This is a genomic window from Rhodococcus sovatensis (assembly GCF_037327425.1).
GTDB lineage: Bacteria > Actinomycetota > Actinomycetes > Mycobacteriales > Mycobacteriaceae > Rhodococcoides > Rhodococcoides sovatense.
Map to the genome: position 1 here is coordinate 1,989,219 of NZ_CP147846.1, position 26,988 is coordinate 2,016,206.

Sequence of the window (26,988 nt, forward strand, 5' to 3'; positions counted from 1 at the left end):
TATTACATTCCGAAGCCAATGGTATTCCTTGACCACCGCCTCGAGTGTGTAAAGCCGATCAATTCGCGAGGTAATTCTCCAAGGCTGTGCCGATTTGCTTCAACACGTCCGGTTCGATCATTTGATTGTGCGCGCACTCGATAGAACGGGTGAGTATTTCTCCGGTCACGAATGCACGCCACTGCGCAGGATCTCGTCGAATTCCGTCACCCGCTCCGTGTGCGGCTTCGAAGAACAGAAGATCGCCGTCGAAAACGTCCGGAACGAACTCTGCCATGATGGCGGTCGAATTGGCGAAACCGTCGTTGATTCGCTCGAGGTGCGCGGGCGTCAAGCCAGTTTCCTGTCCGAACGATTCGTTCAGCAATGCCACCGCGCCCTCGTACGTCAGCGGAGATTCCGATTCGGCTCCGGCAAGGTCGAGGCCGAGACCGGCGAGGAGCTCTTCCACACTGAGTCGTCCCTGAGGTGAGTCACCGGAATCGTGCACGTAGCTGTCCAGGATCGTCAGCGACTCCACCATCTGCTCTGTCCGACGCAGTTCCACGGCGACAGCGTGGGCGATCGCACCGCCGAGAGACCAACCCAGCACGTTGTACGGGCCTTGCGGAACAACTCTCCGAATCTCTGTCGCGTAACGCTGCGCCAGACTCTGGATGGAGTCGAAGGTTCCACCCTCGGCGATGCTGGGCAACTGAATACCGTAGACAGGTCGGTCCTCGGAAAGATGCCGAACGATGCCCGAGTAGCCCCAGGACAGACCGATACCCGGGTGTATGCAGAACAACGGAGTACCTGTCCCCTGCGCACGCAGCGGAATCACTACCCCGAAGGCACTGTCGAGTCCGCTGGAGGTATCGGCGTCGCGTCCGTCGATCCGAGCCGCGAGCCCGGCCGCCGTCGGATCGAGGAACAGCGACTGCAACGGCACTCGGACACCCGTCGCCGCTTCGAGCGCCGGCACGACACGTGTGGCGACGAGCGAGGTACCGCCGAGGTCGAAGAAGTTGTCGTCGACGCCGACTCGCTCGACGCCGAGGACGTCGGCGAAGACGCCCACGACAGAATGTTCCGTCGCTGTGGACGCCGCTCGATACGGCACCGTACTGGAGGCCAGCTCGGGCACCGGGAGTGCACGACGATCTAGCTTGCCGACCGGGGTCAGTGGAATCTCGTCGAGTACGACTATTGCAGTCGGGACCATGTGTCGCGGCAGCGCAGCCGCAACGTGCTCGATCAATTCGGCTACCTCGACGCGTCGATTGTCGGATACGCGAACATACGACACGAGCACGGTGTCCCCGGACGGAGCGGTGTGGCCTACCGTAGCCGCGAAATTCAACGCCGGGTGATCGGTGAGCACCGAGTCGATCTCCCCCAGCTCGATCCTGAAACCGCGCACCTTCACCTGGAAGTCGCTACGTCCGACGAACTCGATCGTGTGATCGACCGTCCAGCGCACCACATCGCCTGTCCGGTACATCCGCTCACCAGGTTCGCCGTACGGATCGGCGACGAAGCGCTCGGCGGTCAGACCGAAGCGATCCACGTAGCCGCGAGCGGTACCTGGTCCGGCGATGTACAACTCTCCCGGCACGCCGACGGGCAGCGGGCGAAGACGAGCATCCATGACCAGGAATCGGAATCCTAGTGCCGGACGGCCGACGTCGATGATCTTTCCTGGCCGCAGTGGGCCTCCGACGCTTGCCTGGATCGTGGTCTCCGTCGGACCGTAGCCGTTGAACATCATTCGGCCTGGCGCCCACCGTGACACCAGTTCCGCCGTGCACGCCTCACCGCCCACGGCGAGGACGCCGACCTCCGCGAGCCGCGAGTGGTCGATCGACGCGAGAGCGGCCGGCGTCAGGAACGCATGCGTGACGTGAGTGCGTTCGAGCAGATCTGCCAAGTCGTCGCCGCCGAAGATGCCGGGCGGAACGATGACCATGGTGGCGCCGACACCGAACGTCATGGTCAATTCGTAGACGGAGGCGTCGAAACTCGGCGACGCGAGGTGCGAGATGCGGGACAAACGTGTCGGATGGAAACGGAGGGTGACTTCGTCCTCCAGGTTTGACAGTCCGCGATGCCGAACGGCAACACCTTTGGGGCGACCGGTCGAACCCGAGGTGTAGATCAGGTACGCAGGGTGGTCCAGGTGCAGTGTCGCCGTGCGATCGGCGTCGGTCACCGGATGCGTCGGGTACCGCTTGACGTCCGAAGCGAAGTCCTCGTCGTCGACCACGAGCCATGTGATCGTATCCGGGAGCGACTCACGATGCGCTCGGACGGTCAGGCCGATCGGGGCCTGCGAATCATCGAGCATGTGCGCGATGCGATCCGATGGATAGTTCGGATCCACGGGCAGGAACGCCGCGCCGGACTTCGCGACGGACCAAATCGAGAGAATCGACTCGATCGACCGTGGCAACGCCAACGCGACGAAGGTCTCGGGTCCGACTCCGAAGTCGATGAGCATCCGCGCGATCCGCGTCGACCACTCGTCGAGATCGCGATAGGTCAGTCCGACGTCACCGTATTCGACGGCGGTGCCGTCGGGATTTGCGGCGGCTGCAGCGGCCAGGATCTGCGGCCACGTCCTGGGCTCGCCACCTACTTCACCCCGAGCCGGTGCGAACATCGGACGTTCGGTCGACCCGAGGATATCGACGTCGCCGACGGGTGCCGCCGGATCCCGAGTGACCGAATCAAGGATGCGTACGAAGCGGTCCGCGAACGACTGCACCGTCGAGGGATCGAACAGCGCGCTCGCATAGTCGAATGCTCCCTCGATCCCCGCCGGCTCGCCGCTGTCGTCGAACGTTTCCGAGAGCAGAAGCTGCAAGTCCTGCTTGGCGACCGGAACATCGAAGTCGAATCCTTCGACTGTCAGTCCCGGCAGTTCGAGCTGGGCCTTCGTGTTGTTCTGGAAGGACAGTGCGACCTGCGACAACGGTGCATACGACGTCGAACGCGCCGGGTTCATGACCTCGACGATCCGTTCGAACGGAATGTCGGTGTGCCCGAACGCTTCCAGGTCCGACTCGACCACGTGAGCGAGCAACGAATCGAACGATTCGCTGCCGTCGACGACAGTCCGCAGAACGAGTGTGTTCACGAACATTCCCACCAGATCGTCCAGTGCGGCAGCACCACGACCAGCGACCGGCGTCGTGATAGCGATATCGTCGAGGCCACTCAACCGCGACAACGTCGCTGCGAACGCGCCGTGCACGACCATGAACATCGTGGCGTTGCGGTCACGTGAGAATGCCGAGAGACGGCGGTGCAGATCGGCGTCGATGTCGAACTTCACCCGCCCACCGCGGAAATCCTGCGTGGTGGGACGCTGGCGATCGGTCGGCAGCGGCAGCAGGTCGGGTATCCCGCGGAGAGTCTCCCGCCAGAAGCTCAGTTGGCGACTCGCCACGCTGCTCGCATCGTCCTCGGTGCCGAGCAATTCACGCTGCCACAGCGTGTAGTCCGCATACTGCACCGTCAGCGGCGTCCAGGATGGCCCGGTCTCCGAGGTTCGCGCCGAGTAGGCGACCATCACGTCCCGTGCCAGCGGTGCCATCGACGCACCGTCTGCCGCGATGTGGTGAACGACGACAGCAAGTACGTGGGTCGTCGCAGTCGTGTTTGCGGAGTCGTTCTCGGGGTCCTCGACGCGGTACAGCGCGAGACGAATCGGAATCTCCGACGTGACATCGAAGCCGAGCCCAGCGAAGTGGCCGATCTTCTCCCGTAGGTCACTCTGACCGACCGAGGAGACCTCGACGGCGGGCAACACGTCGGCCGCGTCGTGAATGTGCTGTTCGGGAGCATCGCCCAGCGACGGGAACGTCGTGCGCAGAGACTCGTGGCGCTCGAGTACGTCTGCCACCGCACCGCGGAGAGCAGATTCGTCGAGAGCACCAGTCAGCTTCACCACGAGAGGCACGTTGTATGCAGGCGAGGCCGGATCGAATCGGTTGATGAACCACATTCGCTGCTGGGCGAGAGACAACGGGATGCTGGCAGGACGCTCGACGGCGCGTAGAACCGGTCGTGCGTCGTGTCCTGTGGAATCGCCGGCCAGTGCGGCCAGCCCCGCCACCGTCGGTGACTCGAAGATGGCCCGCACACCGAGGCGGGTGCCGAGCGCAGAGTTGACCCGCGCGATCACTCTCGTCGCCGACAGCGAGTCTCCCCCTCGATCGAAGAAGTTGTCGAAGGCCCCTATCGGCTCGGTACCGAGAATGTCGGTGAAGACCTCGGCAACAGCGACCTCCGTCGGAGTTCGCGGAGCGAGGTAGTCTCCGGCGCCGACAGCGAATTCGGGAACCGGCAACGCCCGCCGATCGAGCTTGCCGACGGGAGTCAACGGAATCTCGTCGAGCTGGACTATGGCCGAGGGCACCATGTGCCCGGGAAGGCTCGCCGACGCGTGCGCGGTGAGTTCCGTCTGGTCTATCGTCGCGCCGTTCGCTGCTCGAACGTACGCCACCAGAATCGTTGCTCCAGAGGGCGATTCGGTCCCGATCGTCGCGGCGAAGTCGACGCTCGAGTGCGTTGCGAGAACCGCGTCGATCTCGCCCAGTTCGATGCGGAATCCACGGACCTTGACCTGGAAATCGCTTCGTCCGACGTACTCGACAGTGAATTCCGGGGTCCACCGCACGACGTCACCGGTGCGGTACATGCGCTCGCCTGGCGCGCCGAAAGGGTTGGCCACGAAACGCTCGGCGGTGAGGCCGGGTCGATCGTGGTAACCGCGAGCGAGCCCTGCCCCGGCGAGATACAACTCGCCCTTGACTCCGACCGGAACCGGTTGGAGACGGCCGTCGAGAACGACTTCGTGTACGGCCCTGACAGGGCCACCGATGGTGAGCGCCCCAGTCGCGTCCAACGGGTCACTGATGTTCGACATGATGGTCGCCTCGGTCGGACCGTAGCCGTTGTAAAGGCGACGTCCGGGAGCCCATCGCGACACGAGCTCAGCTGGTACCGCCTCACCCCCGACGACGACGTGTCGGAAGGTGTCCAGGCCCGCTGGGTTTACCGAAGCCAACGCGGACGGAGTGATGAACGCGTGCGTCACGCGTTCACGGGAGAGGATGTCGTGCAACTCCTCTCCGCCGTAGACGGTCGGCGGAACGATCACCATGGTCGCGCCGCGTCCGAAGGCGAGCAGATACTCGAGTACGGACGCGTCGAAGCTCGGTGACGAGACGTGCAACGTCCGCGACTCGGCGGTGATGCGGTAGCGCTCGGCCTGTTCGTTTGCGAAATTCTCCAGACCGCTGTGCGTGACCACGACGCCCTTGGGTAGACCGGTGGATCCGGACGTGTAGATCGCGTACGCAGCGCTGTCGATGCAGACGCCCGATACCCGCTCGTGTTCCTGGATTGGCAGGGAAGAGAACGTATCGAGTTCCTCGACGAGTTGGGCATCGTCGAGCACGATCCACGACCTACCATCGGCGAGTGAGTCCGGGAGATCCGCAGCGTGACCGCGCACGGTGATGCCGAACGCTGCGCCCGAATCCGACAGCATGTGCTCGATGCGATCGCGGGGATAATTCGGATCGACCGGAACGAATGCGGCCCCGGTCTTGGCGACGGCCCACACGGACACCACTGATTCGATGGACCGCGGAAGTCCGAGAGCGACGAAGGATTCGGCGTAGACACCTCGCGCCAGCAACAGCCTGGCGAGGCGGCTCGACTGCCGATCGAGCTCGTCGTACGTCATCGAAACGTCACCGAAGCGAAGAGCACTGCGTTCGGACGAGTGCGCTGCCGCGTTCTCGAATATGTGCGGAAGCAGCATCGTGGAACCGCCTGCGGCACCGTACACCGGCGCGAGCGCCGAGAGTTCGAGATCGCTCAGTAGTCCGACTCGGGCCAGCGGTGTCCGGTCGTCCTCGACGATCGCGTCGAGGACTCGAACGACGCGCGCAATTATGCGCTCGACATCTCTGTCGGAGAACAGATCCGGAAGGTACTTGGCTTTGAGGTGCAGCCGGTCGTCCACCGACGCGACCAACGTCAAGGGATAGTGCGCAGCATCGGCTCCGACGACGTCGGCAACACGAAGTCCGGCGATGTCGGTTTCTTCCGACAGGCCCGCGCGGTCGACTGGGTACGACTCGAACACGGTCAGCGTGTCGAAGGACACTCCGTTTCCTGCGACACGTTGGATGTCGGTGAGGCCGAGATAGTGGTGATCGAGAAGTGACGCCTGTTCCCCCTGAACGCGGTCGACGAAATCACCCAGCGACTCCGACGGGTCGACCGAGATCCGCACCGGGAGGGTGTTGATGAACAGTCCGATCATCGATTCGATGCCGGGGATCTCCGGCGGACGGCCGGAGACGGTCGCACCGAACACGACGTCGTCTCGACCCGTCAGCGTCGCCAGGACCACACCCCACGCACTCTGCACGATGGTGTTGAGGGTGGCGCCGCGGTGCGCAGCCAGGTCGCGAAGCGACGCGGTGACCTCCCGCGAAAGCGAGTGCGTCGTCTCGACCGAGGTGCTCGACAGCTCGCGGCCGCGATCTGCGTCGGCGAGAAGTGTCGGCTCGAGCTCGCCCGACAGCGCCCTGGTCCACGCCGCTTGGGATGCGGCAACATCACGCCGACGCATCCAACTCAGGTAGTCACGGTATGCGGGAACGCGAGGCAACATCGAGGCGTCACCCGCTGTCGCGTACAGCGTCAGCAGTTCCTTGATCAACAACGGAGTCGACCATCCGTCGAGCAGAATGTGATGGTTGGTGAGCAGCAGGCGCCACTCCCCCTCGGCCTTGGTGATCAGCGTGAACCGAAGCAAGGGAGCACGATCCAGCGCGAAGCGAGTTGCCCGGTCTTCGCGGAGTACCGATTCGAGGGCGGCTTCGGGATCATCGGAGCCGCGTAGGTCGACGTGTGCCCACGGAACCTCGATGCCAGCCTGTACGACCTGCACGGACTCACCGTTCGCGTTGTGCACGAACGCTGTGCGTAGATTCGCGTGTCGGTCCAGTAGTGCCTGGACCGCAGCTTTCATACGCTGCGCATCCACGACTCCACGCAATTCGAGTCCGAGTTGAACCATGTACGCGTCGACACCGAGGTCGAGTTCGCCCTCGACTTCACCGGCCAGACGTGCGTGGAACAGCAGTCCTGATTGCAGCGGCGACATCGACCAGACGTCGTCGAGGCCGGGGAACTGATTTTCGAGCTGTGTGATGGTCGACTGGTCGAGGTCGACGAGATCGAGATCGGAGGGTGTGTACCCGCCCGCGTCGGATGCGTCGGCATGCGTGGTCAGGGCCGTGAGAGCCTGGATCCACAGTTCGACCAGGCGGTCTACGTCCGGCGTCGACAGGACGCCGGCCGGGAATGCGAATGTGGCGTCGAGGACGGGTCCGGCCTCGGTGGTGTTCGTGACAGCGTTGATGTCGAGCAGCGCCGGGACCGGCATGTTCGGGTTCTGAGCGTCGCCGAGACTTGTGTCGGACACTGGAATCCAGCCGACGGCCTCCATGCCCTGGGAGGATCCCGTCGCGAACCGTCCGAGATAGTTGAAGCTGACCTGAGGCTTTGCGAACTGTGCCAGAGCCTCGCGTCCCTCGTCCGTCAAGTACCGCGCCATTCCGAAGCCGATCCCATGGTCGGGGATCGCCAGCAGCTGTTCCTTGACGGCCTTGATCGCCTCACCCGCGGCCGTCCCGCCCGCCAACGCATCGTCGATGTCGACGGCAGCAAGATCGAGCCTGACCGGGAAGATCGTCGTGAACCAGCCGATCGTCCGTCCGAGATCGGCGCCGGGCACAACTCCATCCTCACGGCCGTGTCCCTCGAGGCTCACGAGTGCGTCGCCGACACTGGATCCACGTTCACGTCGCCACGCGATGAGAGCCATGGCCAGGCCTGCCAGAAGACCGTCGTTGACGCTGCCGTGGAACTTCTCCGGGACCGTCGTGAGCAGCCGCTCGGTCACCGCCGTCGGCAGAGATGTCCGGACGCGCTGGACTGTCGCATCGACGTCGACTGTCGGATCGAGCGGACGTGAGCCGATGATCGGGTCCTCGCCGGACAGAATTCCGGTCCAGAGCGCCATTTCGTCCGTGCGGGCCTGGGCCACGTCCACGAGGCCGCTCGCCCAGCGCCGCATGGAGGTTCCGGTCTCCGCGAGGACCGGGTCCCCGCCTGCGACTACCTGCGACCATGCCGAAGCGAGATCCGGTACCAGGATTCGCCAGGACACACCGTCGATGACCAGGTGGTGTGCGACGATGAGCAATCGGCCGGCACCCGATGGCTCCTCGAACCACACCATCTGGATCATTCGTCCGACGGTCGGATCCAGCCGATCTGCTGCCGCGTCGAGTTCCATGGCCGCTGAGCGCGAGAACTCTTCTCCTGCAATTGCATCGACATTTACGTGGTGCAGCACCGACGACGCATCGACAGAGCCGACGGGAGCCACGGTCTCGATCCAGACACCGTCGTAACCGCGATACAGCTGTGCCCTGAGCATGTCGTGGGCGTCGAGGACCGCCTGCACCGTGCGCTCGAGCACCGACCGTTCGATCGCTGGCGGCAGCTGCAGCAGGGCTGTCTGTGTGTAACGCCCGAACTCGGAGCTTCGTTCCAACATCCAGTGCACGATCGGAGTCAGGGGTAGATCGCCGACGCCGCGTCCGTCGAACTCCTCGAGAACGACGATCTGAGTGTCCTCGGCCAGGGCGACAACCTCGGCCAACCCGGCGACAGTCTTGCGCTCGAACACGTCGCGAGGCGCGATGACGAGGCCGGCAGCCTTCGCACGAGACACCAGTTGAATGGACATGATGCTGTCCCCGCCGAGTGCGAAGAAGGAATCGTCGACGCCGACGGCATCGATACCGAGAACTTCCGCGAACAGTGCTGCCAGGCTCTGCTCGACCTCGGACGCTGGGGCGCGGCTGTGTGTCACACGAGAGGCGAAGTCCGGTGCCGGGAGCGACTTCCGGTCGAGTTTGCCGTTTGCGGTCAGAGGCAGTTCCGCCAGTACGACGAGTGCAGCCGGGACCATGTAGGCGGTCAGGGTCGTAGCTATGTCGTCGAGAATCGTCGTCGTGTCGAGAGTGCGCCCCGCTTCGGGGACCACGTACCCGACGAGTCGCTCACCGGTGCCGTCGTCACGGACGACGACAACGGACTGTGCGACGCCGGCGGAGCCGAGCAGAGCCGATTCGATCTCGCCCAGTTCGATTCGGAATCCGTGCAGTTGCACCTGCATGTCACTACGGCCGAGGTATTCGAGCTGGCCGTTGCGGTTCCAGCGCGCCGTATCACCGGTGCGGTACATCCGCGCCCCGGACGAGGTGTCGGGATCGGCCACGAACCGCGTCGACGTCAGTGCCGCACGGCCGAGATAGCCACGAGAGAGTTGTCCACCGGCTACGTACATCTCACCGACGACACCGGGAGGAACCAGGCGTAGGCGGTTGTCGCGAACGGACACCGTCAGACCCGGAATTGCCTGCCCGATGACGCTTGCCGATGCAGAGGCCGCGAACTCTTCGGTGAGCGCAAGATGACTTACGTGCACGGTGGTCTCGGTGATGCCGTACATGTTGACCAACGTCGGCGAATCCTCCGGATGGCGCGCATACCAGCGTCCCAGCTGGCCGAGATCGAGTGCCTCGCCTCCGAACACGACGTACCGCAACGCGAGCCGGTCGGATTCTGCCGACGCTGCCCTGTCTGCTTCGGCAAATTGGTAGAACGCCGTTGGTGTCTGGTTGAGTACGGTGACCTGTTCGGCGAAGAGCAACTCGCGGAACAGTTCCGGCGAACGTGCCGTGTAGTAGTCCACCACGACGAGCTTGCCGCCGTGAAGCAACGGGCCCCACAGCTCCCACACGGAGAAGTCGAAGGCATAGGAGTGGAACATCGTCCACACGTCGTGCGAATCGAAGCCGAACTTGTCGAAGGTGTTGTCGAACAGAGTCGCCACCGTCGAATGGTTGACCTGGACACCCTTCGGTCGACCGGTGCTACCCGAGGTGTAGATGACGTACGCGATGGACTCCGCCGTCGCGTCGCCGTGCCGGTCCGTCGAGGACAGGTTCGACGGCGACAGCTGATCGATCGTCTGGGCCGTGTCGGGCTCGTCGACGAGAACCTGTGGCAGGTCGCCGTCGGGCACCGAACCGATGTCGTCGACGGTGGACACGACGCACACCGGTTGTGCGTCGTCGAGCATGAACGCCAGCCGCTCGGCCGGGTAGGTCACGTCCACAGGAAGGTAGCCGCCGCCGGCCTTGAGGACAGCCAACAGCACCACGACGAGGTGGGCATTGCGCGGCATGGCCACGGCGACGAGGCTTTCGGGTCGCACGCCGACCGAAACCAAATGCCGGGCAAGCTGATTGGCGCGTGCGTTCAGCTCGGCGTAGGTGAGCGTCCTGTCGCCGTAGGCAACTGCTGCGGCGTCGGGGAATCGATCGGACGCCGCCTCGAAACGGGTGATGAGTGTGTCCACTGCCGATGTCTGCGCTGCCGGCCGGACGCTCGGATGGTTCCACTCGACTCGTAGCGCCTCGAGCTCACGCGGTGTGACGAGCTCGATGTCGCCGATTGCTGTACCGGGGTCGGAGGTCACGCCGTCGACCAGTGCAGTGAACCGATCCGCGAACTCGCGAACGGTCGAGTCGTCGAACAGATCGGTGGCGTAGGTGATGGCCACGGACATCCCTGCCGGCGAGCCGTCGCTGTCCTGATTCTCGGACACCGTCAGCTGCAGATCGAACTTTGCGATGCCGGCGTCGAACTCGAGTCCTCGGACGTCGAGTTCGGGGAGCTCGAGGTGAGCTGCCTGGTTGTTCTGGAATTCGAGGAGTACCTGGAACAGGGGTGAGTGGTCGGTCGAGCGTGAGGGTGCGAATGCGTCGACGAGTCGTTCGAAGGGGATGTCGGTGTTGTCGAATGCTGCCAGGTCCGTGGTGCGGGTGCGGGCGAGCAGTTCGGTGAAGGTGTGGTGTGGGGAGACCTTGGTGCGTAGGACGAGTGTTCCGACAAACATGCCGACGAGGCCGTCGAGGCCTGCTTCGCCGCGGCCGGCGATGGGGGTGCCAACGGTGATGTCCTCGGTACCACTGAGCCTTGCCATCAACATTGCCCACAACGCATGCATCGTCATGAACATCGTCGACTGCTGCTCCCGCGCGATACGCGCCAACGACGCGTGCGTCTCGGCGGGAATGTCGAAGCTGACCGACCGGCCGCGAAGCGAAGGCTGACTCGGGCGAGCACGATCGGTCGGCAAGGGAAGCAGATCGGGGACGTCGGCGAGTGTCTGCGACCAGAATGCCAGCTGCCGTGCCGCCAGCGAATCCGGATCGCTCTCGTCGCCGAGCAGCGAGCGCTGCCACAGCGTGAAGTCCGCGTACTGCACCTCGAGCGGTGCCCACGCAGGAGCGAACCCCGCCACACGAGCGGAGTACGCGACCATCATATCGGCCGCCAGCGGGGCCATCGACGCGCCGTCGGCCGCGATGTGATGGACCACGATCGCCAACACGTACCGGCCCCGTCCACCGGCGTCGGTGTCCGAATCCGTGCCTGTGTCGATGTCTGTGTCTGTGTCGGTGATGCGGTAGAGCGATGCCCGGAACGGGCGATCGACGGTCACATCGAAGCCGCGGGCGGCATCGGCCAACACGCGCGCCGAAACCTGATCCTGCTCGACCTCCACGACATCGAAGACGTGCACGTCGGTGTCGGCTGGATGAATCAACTGGTGCGGCAACTCCCCCGCCGTCGGGAACGTCGTGCGCAGGCTCTCGTGCCGGGCGACGACATCGTCGACCGCGGCACCGAGGGCTGCGATGTCGAGACGACCGGTCAACTGCACCGCCAGCGGAATGTTGTACGCCGCCGACGACGTATCGAACTGATTGATGAACCACATCCGCTGCTGCGCCTGCGACAACGGCACAACCTCAGGACGCACAACCGACACCAACGCCGGACGCGCGCTGCCCGAACTCTCGACGCGTCCGCGAGCGGCAAGTGATGCCACAGTGGGTGATTCGAACAATGCACGCACTGTGATCGTCAGGTCGAGCGCGGAGTTCACGCGTGACGTGACGCGGGTGGCGCTCAACGAATCGCCACCGAGATCGAAGAAGTTATCGTCCAGTCCGACAGCCTCGAGTCCGAGAACCTCGGCGAACACCTGGGCGATAGCAAGTTCGGCGTCGGTTGTCGGCTCCCGATGCTCGGCGGCGCCGATCAGTTCGGGTGCCGGTAGGGCACGGCGATCCAACTTGCCGGCCGGCGTCAACGGAATCGACTCCAACACAACGAACGCCGACGGAACCATATGACCCGGCAACACCGACGCCACATACTCACGCACCGACTCCACCACCACATCGGCACCCGCCACCGGCAGCACATACGCCACCAGAACAGTATTCCCACCAGGACCATCGACACCGACAGTGCTCACGAAATCGATCTCCGCACGCGCCCCGATCACCGAATCGATCTCACCGAGCTCGATCCGGAACCCACGCACCTTCACCTGAAAATCACTACGCCCCACATACTCGAGCGCACCGACACCACTCCACCGCACAAGATCACCCGTGCGATACATCCGCACACCGACACCGAACGGCGCCGCAACGAACCGCTCCGCCGTCAACCCCACCCTATCGTGATACCCACGAGCCAAACCGACACCCGCAAGATACAACTCACCCACCACACCCACCGGAACCGGACGCAACCGTGAGTCGAGAACGATCTGTTCGGATCCGTTGATGGGCGTTCCGATGTTCACCGGTTGGCCTGGTTCGAGTTCCGAACTGACGGAGGAGAATACGGTTGCCTCCGTGGGACCGTACGCGTTGAACATCGACCGACCACTCGCCCACCGCTCCACCAACTCCGGGCCAGCAGCCTCACCACCGGTCACCACCACCTGCAACGCATCCAAACCAACCGGATCCACCGACGCCAACGCAGCAGGCGTCACGAACGCATGCGAGACCCGCTCCTCACCCAACAACCGCGCCAACTCCACCCCGCCGTACACATCCGTCGGCGCAATCACCATCGTCGCCCCACCACAGAACGCCATCACCAACTCCAACACCGACGCATCGAAACTCGTCGACGCGAAAGCGAGAACTCGCGAGTCCGTGGTGACCCCGAACCGAGTTCTTTGCTCCTCCGCGAGGTTCGCGATGCCTCGGTGGGTGACGACGACACCCTTCGGCACACCCGTCGAACCCGACGTATAAATCAAATACGCCGCATCATCGAGCGACGGAACCGGCAACGACACATCCACACTCACATCGAGCTCGACACCATCGAGCACCAACCACCCCACCCCAGGACCCGCCTCACCCAACACACCCACATACTCCGACACCGTCACACCCACAACAGCACCCGAATCCGACAACATATGCGCCAGACGATCCACCGGATACGACGGATCCACCGGCACAAACGCAGCACCCGCCTTCGCCACCGCCCACACCGCCACCACAGACTCCACCGACCGCCGCAACCCCAACGCAACGAACGACCCCACACCTACCCCACGAGAAACCAACAACCCCGCCAACACCGACGACCGAACATCCAACTCCCCATACGACACCGACACCCCAGAAGCAACCAACGCCACACCATCGACACCAGCCACACCCACCGCCGAAGAAAACACCTCCGACAACACCCGACCACCCACCGAAACGGCACTGGGCAATGCAGCACTGGGCACTGGCATCAACGACGCGCGTTCGGAGTCCGAGAGCAACTGCAACTGTCCGACGCGAAGTTCGGGTTGCGTCGCAAACGCTTCGAGCACCCGCACGATCCGCGCGACGATCAGGTCGACGTCGTGCGCCTCGAACAACTCCGGTAGGTACTTGGCCTCGAGGTGAAGGCGATCGTCGACCATCGCGACGAGAGTGAGTGGGTACTGAGCCGTGTCACTGCCGTCGACGATGTCCGATACGCGCAACCCTGCGATGTCGGTTTCGTCGGACAATCCGGCACGGTCGACCGGATAGGACTCGAACACCGTCAGTGTGTCGAACGCGACGACCGGTCCGACGGCCCGCTGAATCTCGGTCAGACCCAGGTAGTGGTGGTCGAGGAGTCCTGCTTGCTCGGACTGGAGACGAACGATGAACTCGCTCAGAGTCTCCCGCGGATCGAGCGTCACCCTTACCGGCAGGGTGTTGATGAACAGGCCGATCATCGACTCGATGTCGTTGATCTCTGGCGGCCGTCCCGACACTGTCGCACCGAACAACACATCCGTCCGGCCGGTCAACGTTGCCAACACGGTTCCCCACGCAGCCTGAACGAGGGTGTTCACGGTGACTCCACGTTCGCGCGCAACGGCTCTCAAACGCGCAGTCGACGGAGCATCGAGGGAGGTCAGTGCACGTCCCGCCCGCGTCGACTCCTGACGACGACTCTCGACGGGAGTGAGCAACGTAGGTTCCGACAACCCGGACAGTGCGGATACCCACGCGTCGCGCGCGCTCGCGCTGTCGCGTCGGCTCATCCACGCGAGGTAGTCGCGGTATGCAGGAACCCGGGGCAATACCGAGTCGTCGGCGTCGGTCGCGTACAGCGTCAGTAGCTCGCGAATGATGAGGGGCGTGGACCACCCGTCGATGAGAATGTGGTGATTGGTCAGCACTACACGCCAGTCTGCGTCGCCCACCTCGATGAACGTGAAGCGTAAAAGCGGTGCCGCGGCCATGTTGAATCGGGTAGCCCGATCGGTTGCCATGATTCGTTCGAGCTCTTCGGCAGTCTCGGTCTCGTTCAGGGACGTCAAGTCGTGGTCGTGCCAAGGGACGTCGACGTCACGCTCGACGACCTGAATGGACTCACCTTCCAAGTCGTGCACGAACGCAGTTCGAAGATTGGCGTGCCGGTCGAGCAATGCCTGTGCGGCACGTCGAAGTCTCGCCTTGTCCACCGAACCGGTGAGAGCAATCACGAGCTGAACGACGTAGGCGTCGACGGTCTGGTCGGACAACTCGGCATGGAACAACATGCCGGATTGCAGCGGAGACATCGACCAGATGTCGACCAGCGCGGGGTATCGACGTTCGACGTCGTCGATCAACCTCTGATCGAGCGCAACGAGATCGAGATCGGACGGCGTGAATCCGCCCGCGCTCGGATCGTGGATGTGGCGAGCCAGTGCGGTCAGCGCGGTGACCCACAGCCCCGTCAACTCTTCGATGTCTTCCCGTCGCAATACGCCCGATGGGTATGCGAACGTCGCCTTCAGCGCGTCACCGTCGGGGCCAGTAGTGGTGACTGCGTTGATGTCGAGCGCCGCCGACACCGGCAGATCCTGGTTCTGGACATCGCCGATCTCGTCGTCCTCGACCGGCAACCAGCCGACACCACGGAGATTCTCAGGAATCCCGGCGCTGTAGCGACCGAGATAGTTGAAGCTTATCTGCGGGGCACTGTACTGCGCCAGTACATCACCGGAGTCCGAGTCGAGATACCGCAGCATGCCGTACCCGATACCGTGGTCCGGAACGCCGAGCAGTCGCTCTTTTGCCGCTTTGACCAGTGCCCCTGCGGACGGCCCGCCCGCGAGACCGTCGTCGAGGTCGATTCCGTGCAGGTCGATCCGGACGGGATAGATCGTCGTGAACCAGCCGATCGTCCGAGAGAGATCGGCTCCGGGGACCACGTGGTCCTCACGGCCGTGAGCCTCCAGGCTGATCAGCGAATCTTCGGTGGCCACTCCGTTGGCGCGCCGCCAGGCACCGATAGCCAGAGCCAACCCTGCCATCAATCCGTCGTTGACACTGCCGTGGAACTTCTCCGGGACGGTGGTCAGCAACGCTTCGGTGACATCGGCGGGCAGTTCGACCTCGACGTGATCGACCGTCGAATAGACGTCGACCGTGGGGTCGAGAGGCCGAGATCCGACCAATGGATCCGATCCGCTCAGTGTGTGTTCCCACATCGGGAGTTCGCTACGGCGTGATTCTGCCGTCTCGACCAACCCGTGGGCCCACCGTCGCATGGACGTTCCGACGGGGAGCAGCGCGGGCTCGTCCCCTGCATTGATCTGTGACCACGCAGTGGCGAGATCGGGAACAAGGACACGCCAGGACACGCCGTCGACGACGAGGTGGTGGGCGACGATCAGCAGGCGTCCCGAGTCGGTCTCGGAGGAGAACCAAACGAACTGAATCATGGCACCCGACGCTGGATCGAGTCGTGCTGCAGCCCTGTCGAGTTCGGCCGCTGCCAAAGACGAGAACTCGTCCCCTGTCGTCGAATCGACGGTGACTCGATGCAGCACTGCTGCGGCAGCGACGGAACCGACCGGTTGCACGTCCATCGTCCATGCGTCGTCGTGATGACGCAGACGCGCGCGCAGCATGTCGTGATGATCGAGCACAGCCTGCACGGTGCCTTCGAGGGCGGAGCGGTCGATGCCGCTGGGCATCGACAGCAATGCCGTCTGCGTGTGGCGATCGAATACCTGCGTTCGATCGATCATCCATCGAATGATGGGAGTAAGAGGAACCTCTCCGACACCGCCGCCGGGCAACTCGTCCAGGACGGCGACCGACGCGCTGTCGGCGGCAAGCGCCACCTCGGCAAGTGCCGCGACCGTCTTGCGTTCGAACACATCCCGAGGTGACAGGACGAGCCCGGCTGCCTTGGCTCGCGCGACCAGCTGGATGGACATGATGCTGTCGCCGCCCAGCGCGAAGAAAGAGTCGTCCACTCCGACGTTGTCGAGCCGAAGCACCTCCGAGAACAAACCGGCGAGGAGCTTCTCGACCTGTGTATTTGCACTCCGGCTCGACTCCGAATGGTGATCGAACGTCGGATCCGGCAGCGCTCTGCGGTCCAGCTTGCCCGCGGGAGTGAGCGGTATCGATTCCAACGCGACGAACGACGTCGGAATCATATGGGAGGGCAAGGAATCGGCGACATGGCTGCGCAACACCTGAGTATCCACGGTGGCACCAGAGGAGGGAACGAACCATGCGACGAGGATGGTGTTGCCTGCAGGGCCTTTCACGCCTGCGGTCGTCACGAACTCGACGGCAGGGTGCGCCGCGAGAACTGCGTCGATCTCGCCCAGCTCGATACGGAAACCACGGACCTTGACCTGAGAGTCGCTGCGTCCCACGAATTCCAGTGCACCACTGCGGTTCCACCGGACAATATCGCCGGTGCGGTACATGCGACCACCCGGCTCTCCGAACGGGTTCGCGACGAAGCGTTCGGCTGTCAGTGGGTGACGGCCGTGGTATCCACGAGCAAGGGCGGGGCCCGCCAGATACAGTTCACCCGGCACGCCCACCGGGACGGGCTTCATACGTTTGTCGAGTACTACCTCGGCGAAACCGATTGTCGGCGAGCCGATATCGACCGGTGCGCCCGGCTGGAGCCGGTCACTGATCGAGGAGAAGATCGTCGCTTCCGTCGGCCCGTACGCGTTGAACATCTTTCGGCCCGGGGCCCACCGTGCGACCAGATCAGGAGGACACGCATCTCCACCGGTCGCGATGACACGTAGTGCCGTCAGCCCTGTCGGATCCACCGACGCCAAAGCCGCAGGTGTCACGAAGGCGTGCGAGACGTCCTGGTCTTTCATCAACTTGGCCAGATCCGGGCCGCCGTACATGTCGGGTGGTGCGATCACCATCGTCGCGCCGGCGCCGAAGGCCAGCACGAACTCGAGAATGGACGCGTCGAAGCTGGGCGAAGCGAAAGCGAGAGTGCGGCATCCGGGTGATACCTGGAATCGAACCCGTTCTTCGGCAGCCAGATTCGCCAGACCGCGATGTGTGACGACGACACCCTTGGGTACGCCGGTGGAACCGGATGTGTAGATCAGATATGCCGGGTGATCCAGGTGAAGCGGTTCGACTCGATCCGCATCCGTCACTGGTTCGTCCGAGAATTCCGCGGTGACGGAACGGAACCGGGGGTCGTCCACGACGATCCAGACCGTGGCGTCGGACAGCGTCGCGAGCGATGCAGTGTCCGCCATCGTCGTCAGGCCGAGCGTCACGCCCGAGTCGCTCATCATGTGCGTGATGCGATCAGCAGGATAGGTCGGGTCGACCGGGAGGAAGGCTGCTCCCGCTTTGGCCGTCGCCCACACGGCAACGATCGCCTCGTAGCTACGGGGCAACGCAAGCGCTACCACATCGCCGGGGCCGACCCCGTGATCGGTGATCATGCGTGCCAATTGCGACGAGCGTGTATCCAGTTCTCCGTAGCTCATGACGCCGCTGTCGAACACGAGTGCCTGGGACGAGATCCCTGCGGCAGCGACGGCGTCGGCGAGAATCTCCGGTAGTAGTCGCGGCGCGACGGATTCAGGCCCACGGACAGGGCTCAGCGCGCCGTGCTCGTCCGGTGAGAGCAGATCGATGTCACCGATGGCGACACTGGGATCAGTGGTCGCAGCAGTCAGAATCGCGGCGAACCGTGTCGCGAATGTCTGAACCGTCGATTCGTCGAACAGATCCATCGCGTACCGAAACGACGCCTCGATGCCAGCATGGTTGCCGTCGGAATCGAACGACTCGGAGATCGTCAGCTGAAGGTCGAAGTTCGCGACATCGTTCTCGAGCTCCATTGCCTCGACGTTCAAACCCGGGAGTTCGATTGTGGGGCGGTCGGTGTGCTGGAATTCGAGCATGACCTGGAACAGCGGTGTATGCGCGGTGGACCGGGCCGGATCGAGAGCATCGACGACACGTTCGAACGGTATGTCCGAGTGCGTGAACGCAGCCAGGTCGGTGGAACGAACCTCGGCGAGCAAGTCTTCGAAGGACCCTGCGGGGTCGACCTCGGCGCGGAGCACCAAGGTGTTGACGAACATACCGACCAACTCGTCGAGGGCCGCGTCCCCGCGACCGGAAATCGGCGTGCCGATCGAGATGTCGGTCGACGCTGACAAAGCCGACAGCAGCACTATCAGCGACGCATGGACGATCATGAAGACACTGGAATCGTGGCTGGAAGCCAGCTGCGCCATCCGCTCGTGCACGGCGGAGTCGACGGAGAATTCCACCTGGGAGCCGCGGAACGAGGATTCCGTCGGGCGAGGGCGGTCGGTCGGAAGTTGGAGCACTTCCGGCGCCCCTGACAGCGCGTCGACCCAGAAAGCCAGTTGCGCCGACATGAGTGACGAGGAGTCGGACTCCGAGCCGAGGAACTCGCGTTGCCAGAGTGAATAGTCCGCGTACTGCACCGGCAGAGGCGAGGTGGTGGGGGCTTCCCCCTGTATCCGCGCGCTGTACGCCACGATCAAGTCGCGTGCCAGTGGCGCTGTGGAGAATCCGTCGGAGGAGATGTGGTGGACGACGAAGGCAAGGACGTGTTCGTTCTCGTCGATCTCGATGAGTCTCGCTCTGACCGGAACGCTGCTCGACACGTCGAAGCCGGTGGTGACGACCTCGGCCACCAGTTCATGCATGTGTGACTGGGACTCGGCGCGCACTGCGGTGAGATCGGGCAGCGCCTGGTGGGACTCGAGAACCGACTGAACCGGGCCGTCGTCGGTGAGCGGGAACACTGTGCGCAAGGACTCGTGTCGGTCGATGACGTCCCCGACCGCGTTTCGTAGCGCGTCCAGGTCCAGTCGGCCGGTCATGCGCATGGCGAACGCCACGTTGTAGGCAGCGGACGTCGTGTCGAATTGGTTGATGAACCACATACGTTGCTGCGCGAGCGAGACCGGTACTGCCGTCGGTCGGTCGACCGGTACCAAGGCCGGCTTCGAATCGGTCCGGTAGCCCTGCGATTCCACTGTCGACGCCAGCGCGCGGACGGTCGGCGCATCGAACAGATCGCGGACGGTCAGCGACGATCCGACTGCAGTGTTGATCCTCGCCACCAGGCGCATCGCGACCAGCGAGTTGCCACCGACTGCGAAGAAGTTCTGCGTGACACCGATCTGTTCGCCGCCGAGTAGACCGGCGAACTCTGCGGCGATGATCTGCTCGACCGGATTCGACGGTGCCACGATCTCGTCGTCGGACAACGCGAACATCGGTGGCGGCAGCAGCTTGCGGTCGAGCTTGCCACTGGCGTTCAACGGGAACTCGGACAGTTCCATCACGAGCGTCGGCACCATGTAGGCCGGAAGGGACTCCGCAACCGCATCGGTGAGAACCGTCGGCTCGAAGACGGAATCGCGGGTGGGTACGACGTACGCGACGAGGACCTCACCGGTGGAGACGGTGCTGTGGACGAGCGCGACTGCTTGCGCGACGGAGGGGTGTCGCAGTAATGCGGCCTCGATCTCCGACAGTTCGATCCGCAGTCCGCGGAGCTTGACCTGGAAGTCGGTTCTGCCGATGTACTCGATGGTGCCATCCGCGCGCCATCTGACGAGGTCTCCGGTGCGGTACATCCGCGCCCCCGGATCGCCGTATGGGTCGGCGACGAAACGATCCGAGGTCAGATCTCCGCGCCCTACGTATCCGCGTGCGAGTTGGATGCCCGCCAGGTACAACTCGCCTGGTGCACCGATGGGCGCAGGCTTCAGCGAGGCATCGAGCACGAACACACGTGTGTTCCATACCGGTGCGCCGATGGGAATCGCTGTCAGTTCAGTTGTGGCACAGTGGTAGTAGGTGACGTCGACAGCAGCCTCTGTCGGTCCGTACAGGTTGTGCAGAGACGCATTCGAGAAGCCGGCAAACGCGTCGACCGTGGCGGGTGGCAGTGCTTCACCGCTGCAGAACACCAGGCGAAGCGAGTCGCAGTCCTCTGGATGCGCACCGTCGACGAACACTGCGAGCATCGACGGAACGAAGTGCATCGTGGTGATCCGCTCGCGGAGAATCACGCGGGACAGGTACTCCGGGTCGCGGTGACCGTCGGGCGTCGCGATCACCAGTTTCGCGCCGACTTGCAGTGCCCAGAAGAACTCCCACACGGACACGTCGAAGGTCGCCGGAGTCTTCTGCAAGACAGTGTCCGACGGTTCGAGCTTGTACTCGTCCTGCATCCACAGGAGCCGGTTGACAATTGCTTCGTGGGTGACTGCCACGCCTTTCGGACGACCGGTCGAACCCGAGGTGTAGATGACATAGGCAGTGTTGCGGCCGGAGACGGCACCGCGACGGTCGCCCGCGCCCAGTGGTGTGGTGGACCTGTCCGACACGTCGATGAGGTCGACTGCGAGTACCGGTGTCGCCACCGACACGTCGATCCAATCTCGGCTGGTCGTCAGAATGCACACCGGGCGTGCGCTGTCGAGCACGTACGCGGACCGATCGACGGGGTGATCCGGATCGATCGGTACGTACGCGCCACCGGCTTTGATGATCGCGTACATTCCGACAAGGAGATCGATGGAGCGCCTGATGGCAAGTCCCACATGGGATTCCGGCCCGACTCCAAGCGACACCAAGTGCCGTGCGAGTTGGTTGGCGCGTTCGTCGAGTTCTCGGTAGGTCACATGTTCGTCGTCGAATACCAGTGCGATCGAGTACGGGCTCCGAGCGACCTGCAGATCGAACAAGCTGTTGAGTGTCGGGTCGGTTCCAACGACGGCGGGAAGCGCGTGGTCGGTCGAATTCCACTTCTGGAGGACAGTTTCCCGTTCTCTGATCGACAGCACGTCTACATCACGCAGCGGTGAGGTAGGCGATTCGGTGATGGACCGAAGCAGTCGAAGGAATCGGTCGACGAAATTATCGATGGTGGCAGCATCGAACAGAGCTGTCGAGTATGTGAATGCCGCGCTCGAGGAGCCGCTGGCCGACACCTGCTCGTCGACGCGCAGTTGCAGGTCGAACTTGGTGGTGCCGGTATCGAGTTCATCGAAGTCGACGAGCAGGTTCGGTAGTTCCAGGTGTGCTGTTTCGTTGTTCTGGAATTCGAGGAGTACCTGAAAGAGCGGTGAGTGATCGGTCGATCGTGTCGGGGCGAGAGTGTCCACGAGACGCTCGAAGGGGATGTCGGTGTTGTCGAATGCGGCCAGATCAGCGGCGCGAGTGGCGGCGAGCAGTTCGGTGAACTTGGCGTGCGGGGACACGTGTGTCCGCAGGACCAGGGTGCCGACGAACATACCGACGAGGTTGTCCAGTCCGGCTTCGCCGCGGCCTGCGATCGGTGTTCCGATCACGATGTCCTCGGTGCCGCTCACACGGGCGAGAAGCAACGCGAGAGCGGAATGAACAACCATGAACAGAGTTGCATCGTTGTCGGCGCCGAGCCGAGCGAGATCGCTGCGAAGTTCGGCTGGAATCTCGAATCGCCGCGTGGCACCTGCGATCGATTGTTGGGTCGGGCGGGGACGATCTATCGGCAACGGCAACAGATCCGGCACATCCGCCAACACCTGCGACCAGAACCCCAACTGCCGCGACACCAACGACTCAGGATCGGACTCCTCCCCCAACAACGACCGCTGCCACAACGCATAATCGGCATACTGCACCTCGAGCGGCACCCACCCCGGTTCGACACCGAGCACCCGAGCCGAATACGCCACCATCACATCCGACGCCAACGGCGCCATCGACGCCCCATCGGCAGCAATGTGATGCACCACAATCGCCAACACGAAACGATCAGATCCACCCTGCTCATCGACACCGCCCTGCGGATCGAGCTGATACAACACAGCCCGGAACGGCGCATCGACAGTGACATCGAACCCACGCGAAGCATCGGCCAACACCCGCGCCGACAACTCACCCTCACCGATCCGCACAACATCGAACACGTACCCACCATCAGGCACCGGATGAACCAACTGACGCGGCAACTCCCCCACCGTCGGGAACGTCGTCCGCAAACTCTCGTGACGAGCCACCACATCACCGACAGCAGCACCCAACGCCGCCACATCCAACACACCCGTCAACCGCACCGCCAACGGAATGTTGTACGCAGGCGAAGACGTATCGAACTGATTGATGAACCACATCCGCTGCTGCGCCTGCGACAACGGCACAACCTCAGGACGCACCACCGACACCAACGCCGGTCGACTCGACGAACCGGCAGTGTGCTCGGCTCGCGCGGACAGTGCCTCGACGGTCGGCGCCTCGAACAGGTCGAGCACCCTCAGTGCAGAACCGAGCTGGGCGTTCACCCTGGCGATCACACGAGTGGCGACCAGTGAGTTGCCACCGAGATCGAAGAAGCTGTCGTCGATTCCGATGGATTCACCGCCCAGCAACTCGGCGAATATGTCCGCAATCTTGTGTTCGTGATCGGTACGAGGTGCACGGAATTCGGACGTACGACCGAATTCTGGTGCCGGTAGTGCACGGCGATCCAACTTGCCGGCCGGCGTCAACGGAATCGACTCCAACACAACGAACGCCGACGGAACCATATGACCCGGCAACACCGACGCCACATACTCACGCACCGACTCCACCACCACATCGGCACCCGCCACCGGCAGCACATACGCCACCAGAACAGTATTCCCACCAGGACCATCGACACCGACAGTGCTCACGAAATCGATCTCCGCACGCGCCCCGATCACCGAATCGATCTCACCGAGCTCGATCCGGAACCCACGCACCTTCACCTGAAAATCACTACGCCCCACATACTCGAGCGCACCGACACCACTCCACCGCACAAGATCACCCGTGCGATACATCCGCACACCGACACCGAACGGCGCCGCAACGAACCGCTCCGCCGTCAACCCCACCCGATCGTGATACCCACGAGCCAAACCGACACCCGCAAGATACAACTCACCCACCACACCCACCGGAACCGGACGCAGCATCGAGTCGAGCACCACTACGGAGAATCCGAGCACCGGTGAACCGATGTCGATCGGCGAACCAGGGACCATGGGCGTGCTCACCGATGCGAATACGGTTGCCTCCGTGGGACCGTACGCGTTGAACATCGACCGACCACTCGCCCACCGCTCCACCAACTCCGGGCCAGCAGCCTCACCACCGGTCACCACCACCTGCAACGCATCCAAACCAACCGGATCCACCGACGCCAACGCAGCAGGCGTCACGAACGCATGCGAGACCCGCTCCTCACCCAACAACCGCGCCAACTCCACCCCGCCGTACACATCCGTCGGCGCAATCACCATCGTCGCCCCACCACAGAAAGCCATCACCAACTCCAACACCGACGCATCGAAACTCGTCGACGCGAACGACAGAGTTCGCGACCCGACACCTACGCCGAATCGACTGCGCTCGAGTTCGGCCATGTCTGCCAGCCCTCGGTGGGTGACGACGACACCCTTCGGCACACCCGTCGAACCCGACGTATAAATCAAATACGCCGCATCATCGAGCGACGGAACCGGCAACGACACATCCACACTCACATCGAGCTCGACACCATCGAGCACCAACCACCCCACCCCAGGACCCGCCTCACCCAACACACCCACATACTCCGACACCGTCACACCCACAACAGCACCCGAATCCGACAACATATGCGCCAGACGATCCACCGGATACGACGGATCCACCGGCACAAACGCAGCACCCGCCTTCGCCACCGCCCACACCGCCACCACAGACTCCACCGACCGCCGCAACCCCAACGCAACGAACGACCCCACACCTACCCCACGAGAAACCAACAACCCCGCCAACACCGACGACCGAACATCCAACTCCCCATACGACACCGACACCCCAGAAGCAACCAACGCCACACCATCGACACCAGCCACACCCACCGCCGAAGAAAACACCTCCGACAACACCCGACCACCGACAGACGCGCCCCCACGCATCGGCACCGACATCTCACGCTCGGACTCGGTGAGAATGTCCACATCGCCGACGATTGCTGCGGGGTTCGCTGCCATCGAACCAAGGAGATTGGCGAACCTGTCGCTGTGGCGGCGGATCGTTTCTTCGGTCGCGGCCGACGCGTCGTAGACGAAGTCCACGGCGAGCCCTGCGGGCACACCGAGCGCGTCGAATGTCTCCTCCACCGACACCACGACGTCGACACTGTCCAGGTCGGTGGGCGATTGTCTTACGCCGAAAGTCAGAAGGACGCGGATCAGACCGGAGCGGGTAGTGCGAGCGGTGTTCACGGTCCGTGAGACCCTCTCGAGGGACGAACCTGCGTGCGAGAGAGCCTCGGAGTCGACGTCTCGCAGACGCGCACCGAGGTCGACGAACGACTCCGACGGTTCGACCGATGCGCGCAGGACCACGACATTGCCGTCGGACAACCGGGTTCGCGCTCCGATCGACACATCCGGTTCGTCGGACAACCGAGACAGAAGCACGGAGAGGGCGGAATGGACCGCGACGAGCACACTCGAGTTCTGCTGGTGTGCAGCGGCGAGCAGCCCGCGGTGGACAGCTGCGTCGACGGTGGTGGTGAGCGTACGTTCGACCGGTTCTGCGTCAGAATCGGCACTCGAGGTACCTGGAAACCCCACAGGGTCAGGTGCGTCGGCGAGAACCGAAGCCCAGTAAGCCAACTCGGCGCGTTCAGCCCTGCGCGCAGCTCCCGTCGCTGCACTGGCTCTGTGGACTTCATCGACAGCGACGTGCGGGCTCGCAGCGACGAACGCGTCGACGACCTCGATGAAGTTGCGATGATGTGCGGCGAGGTCTTCGTCTGCGTAGCGGTTGGGGTTGCCGCGGAAATCAACAAATGTCTTTGCAGGTGAACCACTTTGGTAGATATTGACCAGAAGGTCCTCCACTGGACCCGAGGTGACGATGTTGAATTCGCCGACGATGGAACCCAGATTGATCTCCTGATGGAACAACATGACGTTGACCATGGGAGCCACGAGCGCGCCGTCTCGACCACGGCTGGCCAGATCGCGACGAATGTCCTCGATGCTGAATCGCTGATGACGAAGCGCACCCATCAGCTCCAACTGGACCTGCTGGACAAGGTCTCCCACGCTACCCTGCGGATCGACCCGAATTGAGAGCGGAGCAACATTGACCAGCATTCCGCCGGACCGACGCAGAAGCGCGGTCGTTCTTGCCGACACTGGGATGTTGACAAGTACTTCGTCCTGGCCTGTCATCCTCGACAGGTAGCACGCGAATGCTGCTATCACGACGGCTGCTGCCGTCGCTCCTTTGGTGGCGTCGGAATCCTCCAGCGCTTCCACTACTTCAGTTCGGAGGGCGGCACTTTCGAGCTTGCTTGCAGCCACGGTCGGTCCTGGTGTCGACGCCAGCGTGCCGCCGCTCCGAGCTCCGCCGACATGCTCAGCCCAGTACTCACGATCGGCTTCGAAGCGGCTGGACGACCGGTACTCCTGGTCCAGGTCGTAGAGCTTCCTGAGGTCCGCTGCTTTCGCGGGCTGCGCTTCGAGCCCGTCGACCTCTGCTGTGTAGAGCTCTGCCGTCCGGTTCACCATGGTCATGGCGCCGTACCCGTCGAGCGCAACATGGTGAATCTTGCTGTACCACAGGTACCGATGGTCCTCGACGTGCAGGATCCACACGTCGACCAACCGGTCCCGAGTCAGATCGACCGGCGTTGTGTAGTTGGCATCTATCCACGTCCGCGCCGCGACCATCGGCTCGGGTTCTGCACGCAGATCCAGGTAGTCGACACTGTCGTCGATGTCGTGATCGACCACCTGGAGGGGTTCACCATCGATCTCGGTCAGTCGGAGGAATGCCGACTGAAACTCATGACCTGCCTGTCGTGTGGACTTACGCAGAAGTTCCACATCGAGATCTCCACGCAGGTCGACGTACTGCGCGATACATACCGGCACCTCGGGTGCAAGTTGCTGCGCGAACCACATTCCACGTTGCGCCGACGACAGAGGAAATGCCTCCGATGCGCCGTCACGCGGCGGAAGTGAACCTTGAGACTCGCCTGAAACTGCGGCCCGCATTTACAAGTCCTTCTGCGTAGAAGCCGACGGTGCCGTGAACGGGGATGCCGAAAAGGGCGATACCGCAGCCGTAAGTGCCGAAAACGGAGTCACCGGAAGCGATCGCGCCGAAGCCGGCT

Annotated in this window: 1 protein-coding gene; it reads right to left on the reverse strand. The window is 63.3% G+C overall.

Features of this window, described 5'->3' with window-relative positions:
* Window positions 1-58: 58 nt before the first annotated feature.
* Window positions 59-26,869 (reverse strand): non-ribosomal peptide synthase/polyketide synthase, encoded by a 26,811-nt coding sequence (locus WDS16_RS09350; RefSeq protein WP_338892227.1) that lies wholly within the window; start codon window positions 26,867-26,869, stop codon window positions 59-61.
* Window positions 26,870-26,988: the final 119 nt, after the last annotated feature.